This window comes from Flaviramulus aquimarinus (genome assembly GCF_039543205.1).
GTDB lineage: Bacteria > Bacteroidota > Bacteroidia > Flavobacteriales > Flavobacteriaceae > Flaviramulus_B > Flaviramulus_B aquimarinus.
In genome coordinates this window covers 930,821-946,097 of the sequence record NZ_BAABJH010000001.1, presented here as the reverse complement: position 1 = coordinate 946,097, position 15,277 = coordinate 930,821, and the positions used below count along the sequence as shown (strand labels likewise).

13 protein-coding genes are annotated in these 15,277 nt (G+C 32.0%); 4 read left to right on the top strand and 9 right to left on the bottom strand.

All coding sequences use genetic code 11. The annotated features are described in order from the left end of the window. Positions 1-18 precede the first annotated feature (18 nt). Complete coding sequence (locus tag ABD941_RS04425) at positions 19-2,097, bottom strand: tetratricopeptide repeat-containing sensor histidine kinase (protein WP_345272831.1); 2,079 nt, start codon at positions 2,095-2,097, stop codon at positions 19-21. 423 nt (positions 2,098-2,520) lie between these two features. Between ABD941_RS04425 and argS the strand changes: the two genes are divergently transcribed. Further along, positions 2,521-4,296 (top strand): arginine--tRNA ligase, encoded by a 1,776-nt coding sequence (gene argS, locus ABD941_RS04420; RefSeq protein WP_345272830.1) that lies wholly within the window; start codon positions 2,521-2,523, stop codon positions 4,294-4,296. Positions 4,297-4,393: 97 nt separating this feature from the next. On the opposite strand, the gene ABD941_RS04415 is transcribed toward argS, so the two are convergent. The 5 genes from ABD941_RS04415 to ABD941_RS04395 form a co-directional block, all read right to left on the bottom strand. Then, positions 4,394-4,573, bottom strand: a complete 180-nt coding sequence (locus ABD941_RS04415) for a hypothetical protein (protein ID WP_345272829.1) — start codon at positions 4,571-4,573, stop codon at positions 4,394-4,396. 86 nt (positions 4,574-4,659) lie between these two features. Continuing rightward, positions 4,660-5,037: a hypothetical protein gene (locus ABD941_RS04410; RefSeq protein WP_345272828.1), complete on the bottom strand. Its 378-nt coding sequence runs from the start codon at positions 5,035-5,037 to the stop codon at positions 4,660-4,662. Positions 5,038-5,073: 36 nt separating this feature from the next. After that, positions 5,074-7,404 (bottom strand): TonB-dependent receptor plug domain-containing protein, encoded by a 2,331-nt coding sequence (locus ABD941_RS04405; protein WP_345272827.1) that lies wholly within the window; start codon positions 7,402-7,404, stop codon positions 5,074-5,076. Then, positions 7,397-8,308 carry a FecR family protein gene (locus ABD941_RS04400; protein ID WP_345272826.1) on the bottom strand — a complete coding sequence of 304 codons (912 nt, stop codon included), beginning with the start codon at positions 8,306-8,308 and terminating at the stop codon, positions 7,397-7,399. Before ABD941_RS04400 ends, ABD941_RS04405 begins: the two co-directional genes overlap by 8 nt. A gap of 112 nt (positions 8,309-8,420) precedes the next feature. Continuing rightward, positions 8,421-8,936 (bottom strand): RNA polymerase sigma factor, encoded by a 516-nt coding sequence (locus tag ABD941_RS04395; protein WP_345272825.1) that lies wholly within the window; start codon positions 8,934-8,936, stop codon positions 8,421-8,423. Positions 8,937-9,083: 147 nt separating this feature from the next. On the opposite strand from ABD941_RS04395, the gene ABD941_RS04390 reads away from it, so the two are divergent. The 3 genes from ABD941_RS04390 (at position 9,084) to ABD941_RS04380 (ending at position 13,277) form a co-directional block, all read left to right on the top strand. After that, positions 9,084-10,835: a hypothetical protein gene (locus tag ABD941_RS04390; protein WP_345272824.1), complete on the top strand. Its 1,752-nt coding sequence runs from the start codon at positions 9,084-9,086 to the stop codon at positions 10,833-10,835. 185 nt (positions 10,836-11,020) lie between these two features. Next, a complete protein-coding gene (gene ffh, locus ABD941_RS04385) occupies positions 11,021-12,349 on the top strand; it encodes a signal recognition particle protein (RefSeq protein ID WP_345272823.1) in 1,329 nt (442 codons plus the stop codon). A 49-nt stretch (positions 12,350-12,398) separates the two neighbouring features. Beyond that, positions 12,399-13,277: a bifunctional 5,10-methylenetetrahydrofolate dehydrogenase/5,10-methenyltetrahydrofolate cyclohydrolase gene (locus ABD941_RS04380; RefSeq protein WP_345272822.1), complete on the top strand. Its 879-nt coding sequence runs from the start codon at positions 12,399-12,401 to the stop codon at positions 13,275-13,277. A 15-nt stretch (positions 13,278-13,292) separates the two neighbouring features. Here ABD941_RS04380 and rluF read toward each other — a convergent pair whose 3' ends face one another. The 3 genes from rluF to ABD941_RS04365 are packed head-to-tail and all read right to left on the bottom strand — an operon-like array spanning position 13,293 to position 15,271. Then, entirely contained in the window at positions 13,293-14,054 is a 762-nt protein-coding gene (gene rluF, locus ABD941_RS04375; RefSeq protein ID WP_345272821.1) for a 23S rRNA pseudouridine(2604) synthase RluF, read from the bottom strand. A gap of 20 nt (positions 14,055-14,074) precedes the next feature. Continuing rightward, positions 14,075-14,902 carry an alpha/beta hydrolase gene (locus tag ABD941_RS04370; protein ID WP_345272820.1) on the bottom strand — a complete coding sequence of 276 codons (828 nt, stop codon included), beginning with the start codon at positions 14,900-14,902 and terminating at the stop codon, positions 14,075-14,077. After that, positions 14,903-15,271 (bottom strand): cupin domain-containing protein, encoded by a 369-nt coding sequence (locus ABD941_RS04365; protein ID WP_345272819.1) that lies wholly within the window; start codon positions 15,269-15,271, stop codon positions 14,903-14,905. Between the last annotated feature and the right edge of the window lie 6 nt (positions 15,272-15,277).

Sequence of the window (15,277 nt, the reverse complement as noted above, 5' to 3'; positions counted from 1 at the left end):
TTTGGCCTAGTACACTTTCTAAGAAGAAGATTTAGATTTTGGTAATTGCACATAAAACGTTGTTCCCACACCTTGTGTACTTTCTACCCAAATTTTACCATTATTAAGTTCAACTAATTCTTTACATATAGAAAGACCTAATCCAGTACCTTTTTCATTATCGGTACCCATGGTGGTAAAAGAGTTGTTTTTAAATAGTTTTTCAATATTTTGTTTAGAAATACCTACGCCGGTATCTGCAATGCTAATAATACAGCTTCCGTTGCTAATGTGGTTAGAAACGGTAATAGTATCGCCGTTTTCTGAAAATTTCAAAGCGTTTGCAAGTAGATTTTGGACAACAATTTCAAACATGCTTCTATCTGCATATGCAAAATCACGCAAAGAATGGTCAACTAAAGTAATACCTTTGTTTTCAATACGCTGTTCAACAAGTTTAATTTTGTCTTCAAAAACTTCTTGAATATCAAATAAGCTTGGCTTTGGTTCTAAAGATTGCATTTGCGACTTAGACCAGTTCAATAAATTAAACAATAATAACGAGGCGTTATTAGCATTTTCACTTAACTCAGGAATTAAATTGTCAAACTCTTCTCTAGATAACGAACCATCTTTTAATAAATCTATAAAACCATTAATTGAGGAAAGCGAATCTTTTAAATCATGAGAAACAATAGAAAATAATTTATCTTTTACATTATTTACATTTTCAAGATGTTTGGTTTGTTCTGAAAAGGCTTCGTTTTGTAATTCTATCTTAATATTCTTTTCTTCTAACTCTTGCATGTATTTAATATTGTTATTACGTTTTAAATAAATTAATACTAAAAAGGTAGAAACAATAATAAGTGCGGCTAATAAGGCATAAAAAATTAATTTATACTTGACTAATTTTTCATTATTAGAAACACTATCAGAAGTTATTTGAGGTTTTTCATTAGTAGTACCTGCTAAAGATGTAGAATTATCAATATCGGTTTTTAACTCTAATTCTGTAGGTTGTTCGTAGGTGTTTGCATTTAAATTAACCTCTTTTCTTTTGAGGCTATTACTTAAATCGTAATATTCTCTCTGCCATACAAAAGCTCTGTCGAACCTTCTTTTTGTAGAATCAAGAGTTTTCATTAATTTATAATACCTAAGTAATTCAGTTTTATTATCAATATCCTTAGCAATACTGCCAGCCTCAAAAAGTTGTTTTTCGGCAGTGTTAAAACGGTTTTGACGTAAGTTTAAATCGCCCAAATTATTTAAAGCAATTAATAAGCCTGCTTTGTCATTAGTACGCCTATTTATATTAAAACCCTGTATTAAGTATTTAGTAGCTTTATCATAATCGTTGAATTTTAAATATTCGCCACCTAATTTTGGTAATATGCGCCCACGAATAGAATCATTCTTGGATTCATCGCTATCCAAAACTTTTTCATAGAACTCTATAGCTTTTCTATGTTCCTTCTTTTCTGAGTAAAGTTCTGCTAATTTATTGTTGGATTCGTTTAAACCCTTAGTGTCATTTAGTTTTTCTTGAACATCGGTTGCTTTTAAATAAAACTCAATAGCCTTATCATAAGCATTAATGTTATAATAGGCTTTAGCCAAGTTGCTATAGGCTAAATTAAGGTCGTTAACAAGGTGTCTTTTTTCAAGCTCCTTAATAGCAGCTAAAGAAAACTGTAGGCCTTTAGCGTAATTACCTCGTTTTATTTCTATTAAACCAATACTATTGTTAACCTTGGCAACCGCAATGGTGTCTTTTAGAATATGAAACAGTGCTTTGGACTTTTGGTAACCACTAACCGCATTAATGTAATCATCTTTTTTAGCATAAATTAAGGCCTTATAATACGTGATTTCAGCAATACCCTTTTCGTAATTTAGACTGTTTGAAAGTTTTTCGCTTTGAATAATATACTTTATGGCTCTATCGTAATCTTCAATCTCATAGAGTGACTTAATAAGTTTTAGTGAAGTATCTACTTTAACTGAGTCTTGATTTTGAAAAGCCAGTTCTAAAGCAAGACTATCTATATCATTAGTTTGTGAAAAACCAATGGTAATAGATAAAGATAGAATTAAAGTAGTTAGTCTCCTCATACAACGTTTAAATTACGACTCGTAATAAAGCAATTTAAAGGTCTTAAATTTGAGGGAAAGTAAGATAGCTTTATTAAGCTGTAATTATTTGTTAGTGTCAAATTTTTCCAAATAAATGGATTGTTAATAGCGTTACTACGCAAAAGTTGGAAAAAGCCTTATTAAAATCTAATTTCTGCGTTTTAATACCAATAAATTAGATGAAAGGACAGAGGGCAAATTGGTGTAAAAATCGACGAATAGACGAACGGCAGAAATCATAGAAAAAGAACACTTTTATCGATGAAATGCATAGTGCTTCGTTTTTTTAGAGAGATTTTTAAAAATGTGCTATTTTGATAACAGATACATATTTATTAAATATTTAGTAGTTTAAGAAAACATAAAAAACTTACTATCTTTGCGAGCTTATAATATAATAAAATGAATCTTCAAGAAGCTTTATCAAATTACGTAAAACAAGCTGTAAAATCAAGTTTTAATGTCGTGTTAGAAACTGTAGAATTTCAAGCTACAAGAAAAGAATTTGCAGGAGATATTACCATTGTTATTTTTCCAATGCTGCGATTTATTAAAGGTAACCCTTTGCAAATCGGAGAAACTATAGGTGAATTTTTAGTTGAAAAAGTAGCAGATGTTAAAGCGTATAATGTTGTAAAAGGCTTTTTGAATGTTGAAATAAGCGATTCTTATTACCTTAATTTTTTTAATGGAATAAAAGATGATAAATCTTATGGTTTCATTACACCAAAGGCAGAAGAAAAAGCCATTATGGTTGAGTATTCTTCTCCAAATACAAACAAGCCTCTGCATTTAGGGCACGTAAGGAATAATCTTTTAGGGTATAGTGTTTCAGAAATTTTAAAAGCATCAGGTAAAAGAGTTTATAAAACCCAAATTATAAATGATAGAGGCATACATATCTGTAAAAGTATGTTGGCTTGGAAAAAATTTGGAAATGAGGAAACTCCAGAAACTACAGGTTTAAAAGGCGACAAGTTAGTTGGAAACTATTATGTGAAGTTTGATCAAGAATATAAAAAGGAAATTCAAGATTTAGTTTCTAAAGGAAGTTCGGAAGTAGATGCAAAAAAGAACGCGCCATTATTATTAGAAGCCCAAGATATGCTCTTAAAATGGGAAGCCGGAGATGAAGCTGTTGTTGCATTATGGGAAAAAATGAATGGTTGGGTATATGAAGGTTTTGCTGAAACTTATAAAAATTTAGGTGTAAATTTTGATACTTTATACTATGAAAGTAAGACCTATTTATTAGGAAAAGAGTTTGTAGCCGAAGGCTTAAAATCAGGTGTTTTTGAAGAAGAAACAGATGGTTCGGTTTGGTGCGATTTAACCAACGAAGGCTTGGACAAAAAAATCGTGCAGCGTGCTGATGGTACTGCGGTTTACATAACCCAAGATATTGGTACGGCCATACAGCGTTTAAAAGATTTCCCAGATGTAGGCGGTATGGTTTATACCGTTGGAAATGAGCAAGATTATCATTTTCAAGTGCTGTTTTTAATTCTAAAAAAATTAGGGTTTGAATGGGCCGAAAACCTATCTCATTTAAGTTACGGTATGGTAGATTTACCTAGCGGAAAAATGAAAAGTAGAGAAGGTACTGTTGTTGATGCCGATGATTTAATTGACGATATGGCAAAAACAGCTGGCGATATTTCGGAAGAATTAGGTAAGCTTGATGGGTATTCTGATGAAGAAAAACAAGAACTTTATAAAAGTATAGGTTTAGGGGCTTTAAAATATTTTATATTAAAGGTTGATCCTAAAAAGCGTATTTTATTTAACCCAAAAGAATCTATAGATTTTCAAGGTAATACAGGTCCTTTTATACAATATACTTATGCTCGAATTCAAGCTATTTTAAGAAAAGCAAATCTCGATTTATCAACTAAAGTAGATGTGCCGCTTCATGCTAAGGAAAAAGAACTTTTAAAGCAGTTAGAGCTTTTTCCAGAAGTCATTCAAAATGCAGCAGCCCAACATAGTCCAGCGTTAATTGCTAATTATACATACGATTTGGTAAAGGAATTTAATTCCTTTTATCAAAATGTATCTATTTTAGGAGCTAATAACGACAACGAAAAAACATTTAGAGTACAACTTTCCAATACGGTTGCCAATACCATAAAAAATGGATTTGGGTTGCTTGGGATTCAAGTTCCTGAACGGATGTAGGTTGCTGTTTTGTTTAATGCAAAGATATAGTTCCATTTCAATGAACGTTATCGGTTGTTAAACGAAGATGGCTGAATTTTTTTTGCAAAGTCGATTTTCAAGAAATGACTTTGATGTTCTCTTTATTGTTATCTTCTTGTTTTTTATCAATTTGCTCAATTTTAAATTTTGGTATATTATCCTTTCTGTAAAAAGGAATAGGTACAGGTAAAATGGATGCTAAGGTTATCATAAGAATCAAAGCTAAAAGCCTGAATCCTTTTTGTAATGTCTTCATAATAATATAGAGTATATAACATCAATATAAATTGATGCATAAAGATTAAATGTGTTACGTGGTTTTTGCTAAAAAAGGCAAGTGCATTACTCTATGAAGACACCTTGATAATGAATGGAATGTGTTTGAGCAATAAGATTTTGCTCTAAATTAAAGTGATTTAAAAACTGTAAAACAGTTTTTTTTTGATGTTTTAAAGTTACCACAAAATTAAAATAGTGCAGATTTAATAATCCCTTAAAATTAAAAATAAGATATGGGTTATAGCTTATGTATTTTAAAACTTTAGTTGAATATTGGAATGCCTCAACACTTGAGTTGTAATCCTCATGACTAAAAACAACAAGTTCGGTTTGCGTTTTTTCAAAATTAGAAGACGTATAAGTAAATCCAGAAAACGTTATTAACGTAATAAGGAGTAATAGATAAGAAATGATATGTTGTTTTCTTTTAAAAGACAGCATAATACAAAGATAACAAAATCAAGAGCATTCAATTTTTTAAAAATGGACTCGAAAACTTACATTAGGCGTAATGCCAAGGGATTCATTCTCAATTTTATTGACTTCATTTTCGGCATCTAACGTATAGTACGTATTTATAACGTTTTTATTATTCAACACATTCCAAACAGAAGCACCAATGGTAGCACGTGCGCCATCAGAAATATTAAACCCATAAGTAGCGGAACAGTCTGCACGTAAATAATCTTTCAATGATTTGCTGTTAGGACTTGAGTATGTTATTTGATTATCATCTGGATTATCATCTGGATTATCATTTATACTCGGTTCCGTAGTCGGTTTTCCTGAATGCCAATTTAAACCTAATGCTAGTTTTATGTTTTTATTTGTATATGTTCCTGCAAAAGCTATGGCATGCCTAATATCCAGATTGTTAGGGAATTTTTCACCATCATTCAGTTCGCTAAATATGTAATTGTTAGTATTATATGAATACGAAATCCAACTACTAACCATGTTGCTAAACTGTTTGTTTAGTAAAACATCAACACCTTTTATTTCATAGCTGCCAATACTGTTTACAAATTGATATTGATTTTGGAAACCTTGACTTCTAGTCGTGATACCATCAACTTTTTTAATATAAGCTTCGGCACTTACCAGTAATTTATTTTTGTTATAGTGAATGCCTAAGGATGTCTGTTTGCTTTTTATGACTGGAATATTATCATAGTTTGAAAGTACCCAACGACGTTTTTCAATACCTAAAAAATCGTTTTGTAAATCGATAATTTGAGAAGTGGTTTGGCTTTTAAGTTCACCTAAAACTTCAAACCTGAAATGATTTAAAAACCGCTGGCTAAAACTCAATCTGGGTTCAGCTAAAAATAAATCAAACTTGGTCATGTAATTTAATCGTCCACCTAAGGTCAGTCTTGTTTTAGCATTATTTGATAAGAACCCCGTTTCAGCATAAACAGAGTGAGTCCTTAGAACCTCTCTTATAAAACTTCTAAATTCAGGATTATTAACATCTTCTAAATTACTAATACCGACTTCGGTAAATTGATAGCCACCATTAATTTTAAATAGACTATTTGCCGAATAGTTAATATCTAATTTAGCAGAGCCATCATAAACTTCATTTTCTTGAATTAAACGTTGGTTATTAATAATATCAAAATTTGTGGCATCTAAATCATAATTAGATACATAAAACTGTGCAGTTGTTAAAAGTCTACTGTTCCAATGTCTAGTATAAGTTAGGCCTATGGCTGAATTACGTTGTGATAACTTACTATTCAAGGATTCGTTTCGATCATTAATGGTAGATTGCTCATCGTATTTTAAATTATTGTCTACGTGCAAAAAATGAAATCGGAGTTTGTCTTTGTTGGATATATTATATAAGAATTTAGCGGTTATATCATAAAAATTAAACGTCTCATTTTGAGAAATAGAATTCCTGTTATCTTTAGATTTTTCAAAATCTGAATCTTGAAATATACGTTTGGAATACTGTTCGAACGTTGAGGTATTTATAAAATCTGTTATAGAACGGCGTGTGGAGAGTTGTAATTCTGTTTTTTTTGATAGCGGGATTTTAGCATACGCATCGGTATTAATTAAGTTAAAACCTAAACCGGCATCGAATTCTTGATCAATATGATCTGGCAGGCGCATATCTATAATGCTAGAAATACCATCACCATATTTAGCACGTGTGCCATTTTTGTAGACATTAACACGTTTAGTGGTATAAGGGTTAAAAGCAGAAATAAGCCCAAAAAAATGTCCAGATTGATACATTTTAATGCCATCCCAAAGGAGTAGGTTTTGATCATGAGTGCCACCACGAACATTAATATTGGATACAGTTTCGTCAGCACTTAAAATACCAGGAATGGCTTGGATGGTTTGTAGAATGTCAGGTTCAATTAAACCCGGTAAGATTCCAAAAGTCTGTGGTTTAATAGTAATTGAGCCATCATTTAACTTGGTAATACCTGTGGTTAAATAATTGGTAACAACAACTTCTTCTAGATGTTGCGTTTTGTGATTGGTTTTGTCTTTTTTAGGGATTTTAATAACTACAAACCGATTGTCCAACAACTGAAAGTCTAATAGAGTTTCCATTTTAAGGAATTCTAATGCCTCATCTAAAGATAAACTTACATCAGGAATGATGCTTGCTTTGTTATCAATAGCGATATCAACATAAGAAAAGCTAATATTAAATTTTTCCGATAGATGTTTTAAGATAGCAATAAGCGGTTGCTTTTCTTTTTGAACAGTTTGAGAACTTAAGGTCGCAATATTCAAAAAAAACAATAGTATAAAAATAGAACGTGTAACTTTTCTACTCACGCTTTAATATAATAGTATGGTTAGATTTACTATAAGTTACATGTAAAGGTAAGGTAATAGATTTTATGGCTACATCTATATTATCGTGTGCAAAACCACCTGTAAATAACTGATCTGAATCTATATTTATTAAAGTGATATCAACATTATATTGTCTTTCAAATTCAGCAATAACAGTTTTGTAAGGCAAACTTTTAAATGTGCTCGTGTTATTTAACCACGAAGGATTTGTGCGGTTTTCTTTTTCTTTAGCAATTGTTTTCCCATCAATAATTAAAAAACTGTCGCCAGGTTTTAATTTTGTTTCATGAGCGTTGTGCGTTACCCCAACTAGTCCTTCGTAGCAAATAACCTCAAAATAATTGTCCCGTTGTTTTACATTAAATTGAGTACCATAAACCGTTACGGTTCCTGATTTTGTTATAACTTTAAATGATGATCCTTTAGCAACTTTAAAAAAGGCTTCGCCATTAAGTTCTACTTCGCGTTCTTGTTTCCAATCTTTTTTGTTGAAAGTCAAAAACGATTTAGCGTTAAGGGAAACACTAGAAGCATCTGGTAATTCTATGGTTGTTTTCTGAGCAAACTCAGTAGTAATAGTCGTATCTATAGTAGTTGTGTAATAATATAAACTAAAACAAACGGCAAGTATAGCAGCCACGCGCATTAATGGTTTTAACCAATGCCTAGGGTGTTGCTTTTTGTCTTCGACACCAATTGGAGTAAGTTTAGATAATACATTTTCCAATTCCTTGGAGGTATTGTAATCATCTGCTTTAAAAGCCTGTACGCTTTCAGATAACGTTATTAAATCATCATAATCTTCAAGGTTTTTAAACGCTTCAAGTTCCTGATCATTTAGATTGTTATCTAACCATTTCGATATTAAATTTTCTCTATTCATGATTTCTATACAACTATATAACAGTTATCTTTTATTTTTCCCTACCCACTTTTGAAAAAAATCAAAAACTAAATTCCAAAAAGTATATTTTCCAACAACCAACAACCAACAACTACAACTCCTTAATATCCTTCCTTAACTTCTCCAAAGCCCCATAAATACGTTTTTCAACAGCTTTTGTCGAAATACCTAAAATTTCGGCAATTTCTTTAAATCGTTTGCCTTCAACCCGATTCATCATAAACGCTTCACGTTGCGCATCAGTTAAATTAGATAATGCTTTTTGCAATTTGTCATGATATTCGGTTTCCTGCATTAAAAACTCAGGATCCTCGTTGGTATATGATTTAGGTTTGGTTTGTTGATGTTTTAAAACCACCTTTTGGTGAGCCGCTTCATTAAGCATTAAGTTATTGGCAGTAGTAAATACAAAACTCTTAGCTTTGTCTGGAGAAATTTTAGAGCAATTTTGCCATAACTTAATAAAAGCGTCCTGTACTTTATCTTTTGGGTTTAATAAATCACCAAACTTATAGTATAAAAAATTATGCAAATCTTTGGCATGTTTGTTAAATATGGAAGAGAAAATATGCTCTTCGCAAATATTTTCATGTAATTGTTTCCCCATTATTATTGACAGTTAATGCTACTAAAATAGTTTTTTTGGAATTTAGTTTTTGATTTTTTTTGATTTTTTTGATTGTGGAGGGTAGGAGTTTTTAAAGTTATCCTGTTTTATAATCAAAATGCTATGTTTAACCCAAAATCATTTACCATGAAAACTACTATGAAAACAGTATTATTAATTCCTTTTTTTGCCCTCCTATTATTTACTTCATGTCAGGATGAGGTCACTGAAATTACTCAACCTGATGAAAGTGAAGCCCTAACTGCCGAATCTGAGTTAACAGGCTTAATGTTCTCCGCATCTACCATGGACGGATCTGCTGACAATATTATTGATAACGCAAGTTGTACGTCTATTAAATTACCAGTAACTGTTATCGTTAATGGTCTTGAAATTAGAATTGATTCTAGAGAAGATTTTGAAGTCATTGAAGCCATTTTTGATGAGTTTGAAGATGATGAAGATAATTTAGATATCATTTTCCCGATTACACTTATTTTATCTAATCATGATGAAGTAGTTATTGAAAACCGTGATGCTTTAGAAGAATTAATTGAAGAGTGTAGAGGAGAGAATGAAGAGGATGATGATATTGAATGTATCGATTTTAAATACCCAATATCTTTTTCATTATTTAATACAGATTTTCAACTTATTGATGTTATAACTATTGAAAATGATAGAGAATTATACCGTTTTATAAAGCGTATTAAAGATAAAGAAGTTATTGCTAGTCTTAATTTTCCAATAACGCTTGAGTATGCTGATGGTACAACTGTTGAAGTTGATAACAATGAGCAATTAGCAAGAACTATTAGAGAAGCTAAAGATGCTTGTGATGAAGATGATGATAATGATTATGGCGATGACGATTTTACAAAAGAACGTTTAGATGAGTATTTAAAAACTTGTCCATGGGTAGTTCATGAGTTTAAGAGAAATAATCAAGATAACACTGAAGCGTATAAAGAATATGCCTTAAACTTTAAAGAAGAAGATGTTGTGGTTATGCGTGCAAAAAATGGTGATATACTTACTGGTACTTGGAGTACTCGTGTTACAGATAGAGGTGCACTTTTAAAATTAGAATTTGACACGTTAGCAGATTTTACTTTAGAATGGGTAGTATATGATATTGAATACGGTAAAATTAAACTTTACGAAGAAGGTGGTAACAGAATCATTATGAAGAAAAACTGTGATGTTGTTATAGATATTACTAAAGAGCGTATTGAAAACTATTTACAAGAATGTTTATGGAGAGTAGCACGTTTAAGTGTTGATGGTGCAGATAATGAAAAAGATTATATCGGTACACCACTTAAGTTCTATGGAGACAATGTTGTGAAAATTAGAGTAAATGGCGAATTAGTAGAAGGCACTTATGAGATTGGTGTTAGAAATATTGGTTTCATTTTACAAATCACTTTAGAAGGAAGTCCAGATTTAAAACTAGAATGGTTAATTACGTTCATAGAAGAAGGTTTAATAAAATTAGAAAACGTAAACAATCAAATGATTTTAATGCGAGATTGCCCAGATGGCGATGAGGATATAAATTATGTTGGTGATGTGTTAACTAACGGAGAATGGGAAGTTGCATCATATATAGATCAAGATGTTGATGAAACTGAAAATTATATAAACTACGTTATAGGGTTCAATGAAAATGGAAGGTTATTTGCAGAAGGTGACGGGAACAATTTTATAGGTTCTTGGTTAGCTTACAGAAACGATGGATTATTCTTAGGGTTAAATTTTGGAACTCAAGATGAACCTTTTAGTGAATTGAGACACAGATGGCGAATCAAAGAAATAACTCCAAATAGAGTAGAATTAAAAGATTATAATGCTAATGGAGAAATAGAACGCATATTAGTCCTTGAAAAGATAGAATAATATGTTTGCTTAAAAGAGAAACTTTCCTTTTTCGGTTGGTTAGGTTAATTAATAAGTAAAGTTTCCTTTATAAAGGCTGTCAAATTAAATTTGATAGCCTTTTTTTTATTCAGTTTGTGCCTTCTCACTTCTATAATATACTTCAAATCATTAACTTTGCATTTCTTAAAATTTCAATAAAAATTATGTTTAATAATTTAAGCGATAAATTAGATAAAGCCTTACACGTTCTTAAAGGCCACGGAAGTATTACAGAAGTTAATGTAGCAGAAACTTTAAAGGAAGTTAGACGTGCATTGTTAGATGCCGATGTTAATTTTAGAATAGCAAAAGAGTTTACTAATAGAGTTAAAGAAAAAGCATTAGGCCAAAATGTATTAACAACTTTGCAGCCAGGACAATTAATGGTTAAAATTGTTAAAGATGAGCTTACCCAACTTATGGGTGGTGATGCCGAAGGTATTAATCTATCAGGAACTCCAAGTGTTATTCTAATGTCTGGTTTACAAGGTTCAGGTAAAACAACATTTTCTGGTAAACTAGCCAATTATCTAAAAAACAAAAAAACAAAAAAACCTTTATTAGTTGCCTGTGATGTTTATCGTCCAGCAGCAATAGACCAATTGCATGTTGTAGGAGAGCAAATAGGTGTTGAGGTTTTTAGTGATAGAGGGAACAATGATCCAGTTGCTATTTCGCAAGCAGCTATAGCACATGCCAAAGCCAATGGGTTTAATGTTGTCATTATAGATACCGCTGGTCGTTTAGCAGTAGATGAAGCTATGATGACCGAAATATCAAATATTCATAAAGCCATACAGCCTCAAGAAACCTTGTTTGTTGTGGATTCTATGACGGGTCAAGATGCCGTTAATACAGCAAAAGCATTTAACGATATCTTGAATTTTGATGGTGTTATCTTAACCAAATTAGATGGCGACACACGTGGTGGAGCAGCTATTTCTATTAAATCTGTAGTCGATAAACCTATTAAATTTATTGGTACAGGAGAAAAAATGGAAGCTATTGATGTCTTTTATCCATCCCGTATGGCCGACCGTATTCTTGGTATGGGTGATGTGGTGTCTTTAGTAGAACGTGCACAAGAACAGTTTGATGAGGAAGAAGCTAGAAAGCTTCAAAAGAAAATAGCCAAAAACCAATTTGGGTTTGATGATTTCTTGAAACAGATTCAGCAAATCAAGAAAATGGGGAACATGAAAGACCTTATGGGTATGATTCCTGGTGCGGGTAAAATGATGAAAGATGTTGATATAGATGATGATGCTTTTAAAGGTATAGAAGCCATTATACATTCCATGACACCAAAAGAACGTACTAACCCTGGTATTATTAATGCAAGTAGAAAAAAACGTGTAGCAAAAGGGTCAGGGACTTCTGTACAACAAGTAAATCAGCTTTTAAAGCAATTTAACCAAATGAGTAAAATGATGAAGATGATGCAAGGCGGTGGTGGCAAAAAGATGATGCAGATGATGAAAAATATGCGTTAAACCTTGTTAAAGTTAAAAGTGTAGTTTTTACAAACAACCAACAACCATTATGACAATTTTAGACGGAAAGAAAGTAAGTAATGACATTAAGGATGAAATCGCTGAACATGTAAAATCAATGGTGACCAAAGGCGAAAAAGTGCCTCATTTAGCGGCTATTTTAGTCGGAACTGATGGTGCTAGTATGACTTATGTTAATGCCAAAGTAAAAGCGTGCCAACGTATTGGTTTTAAATCCACCTTAATTGATTTACCTGAATATACTTCTGAAGAGGAATTATTGGAAAAAATCCATGGTTTAAATACCAATAATGATATTGATGGATTTATCGTTCAATTGCCATTGCCTGAGCACATTGATGAGCAGAAGGTTTTAATGGCCGTGCATCCAGATAAAGATGTCGATGGCTTTCATCCAACAAATGTTGGGAAAATGGCTTTGGATTTGCCAACTTTTTTACCAGCAACACCTTATGGAATACTCGAACTGTTAGAAAGGTATCAAGTTGAGACTTCAGGTAAAAATGTAGTGGTTATGGGAAGAAGCCATATAGTTGGTCGCCCTATGAGTATTTTGATGAGTCAAAAACGAAAAGCTGGCGATGCTACAGTAACCGTAGTTCACAGCCGTTCTAAAAACTTAACTGACATTACGCGAAATGCGGATATTATTGTTGCCGCCATTGGAATTTCGGAATTTTTAACTGGAGATATGGTTAAAGAAGATGTGGTAATTATAGATGTTGGAATTACCCGTGTTCCAGATGCTACAAAAAAAACAGGTTATAGGCTTGCAGGCGATGTACACTTTGAAAGTGTAAGTAAAAAGGCTAGCTATATAACTCCAGTGCCTGGAGGAGTAGGCCCAATGACTATTGCTATGTTGCTTAAAAATACATTATTGGCAAGGGAAAGACATCAGCAATAAAATATTTTAAAAGTACTACCCTTTTTTTCTTTTATCAGTAACAGCTTTGTGTTCTTTAGCAGAATCACGAATAAGGGTATTTAATTCCTTAAACTCCTCTTTAGTCAATTCACGATATTGACCAACAGGCATATCCAATTTAATATTTATAATCCTAACACGTTTTAGTGTTTGTACCTCGTAATTTAAATAGTCGCACATGCGTCTAATTTGTCTATTTAGTCCTTGAGTTAAAATGATTTTGAACTTATAAGTTCCGAGTTTTTTTACTTTACACTTTTTTGTGTGCTTTCCTAAATCTTCTAAATAGATGCCACCAGCCATACGCTCAACAAACGTTTGGGAAATAGGTTTGTCAACCGTAACAACATACTCTTTCTCGTGATTGTTACTGGCGCGAAGAATTTTGTTTACAATATCCCCATCATCAGTTAAAAGAATTAAACCTTCACTTGGTTTATCTAGCCTTCCAATAGGGAAAATACGTTTTGGGTAATTAATAAAATCTATAATATTATCTTTTTCGACAGAGGTGTCTGTAGTACAAACTATACCAACGGGTTTGTTAAAGGCTAAATAAACAAAAGAGGTTTTTGTGTTGGTAATTTCTTTTCCATCTACATGGACTACATCATTAGGCGCAATTTTAGTCCCCATTTCTGGAACACTACCATTTATTGTTACTCGACCTGCGTTTATAAGTTTATCAGCTTCTCGACGTGAGCAATAACCAACTTCGCTTAAAAATTTATTGATGCGTTTTAATTGTATTTCCATGGTGTAAAAATACGATAAATCTATACGTTTATAAAGTCTAAAATATATTGGTAAACTTTATCTGATTTAAGACCATGACCTAGCCCAATTGTTTTTATTAGTTTAGCGTCTTTGTAGTATTTCGAAATTTCTAAAGCATCTCTATAAGAGATGATTCTATCTTTTTTGTCGTGAATAATAAGTCCTTGTAAAGGGATGTTTTTAAACAAATTTTCTGTAGCAAAATATTCTGATAAATGGTTGTAACGGTTTAAGTAATATTGATTAACCGCCTCGAAAACCTTTTTGTTGTAACTCATCATGTCAATATAGTTATCTAAAAGTCTAACTAAACTAGATGGAGCACCTAATAATATGAGTTTATTAACAGATGGCAGGTTATATTTTTTTGTAGAAATAGCACATGAAGTACCACCTATTGAGTGACCTATAATGATGTTGGCCTGATTTTTTTTGATGATTACATGTAGGCATTCCGAATATAATAAAGCATTAAATACTTTGCTCCCAGAATTACCGTGCGCTGGTGCATCTAGAGCAATTACGTTATAATCTAATGCTTGAAGTTGATTAATTAAATCTTTCCATCTATAGGCATTACTTTCCCAGCCGTGAGCTAATAAGATAGTGTCTTTTTTCCCACTCCAATGATATGTTTTTAATGAAAAATCTTTATAGGTTACGTCTTCTTGGATTGAGGTGTTAAGGTAACTGACTTCCTCTTGGCTTGGTTTTTCTCTTTTGGGTGTTGAAAATAATTTAACAGCGAGTTTGGTTGCAGATTGAATTGAAAAATGGCTTATAAAATTTATTGTAGAGCCAGCAATTTTAGGAAGGTATTCGCTCATTTAATCTTCTCTATTTACTAAATTCATAGAAAATGCTGGGGTGCATATAGCAATATATTCACAGACTTCGGTAAACGGATTGGAGTATTGGACTCTAGTATTCTTTTCTATTTTTATAGATTGACCTGCTTCTAAAACAACAGTTTCTCCATCAATAATAAATTGTTTTTTACCGCTAATAATAAATGTAAATTCATCAAATTTTGGAGTTTGAAAAGGCTCACTCCAACCAGCTGGCGCTTTCATGTGAGCAATGCTTAATTGAGAATTCCTGTCGGTTGCATTTCCGAAATGTTCTTTTATAATCTTGCCATCTGTTGTTGGTACAATGAATGGGTTGTTTTGAATGATGTATTTTTTTTGAGACATAATTTT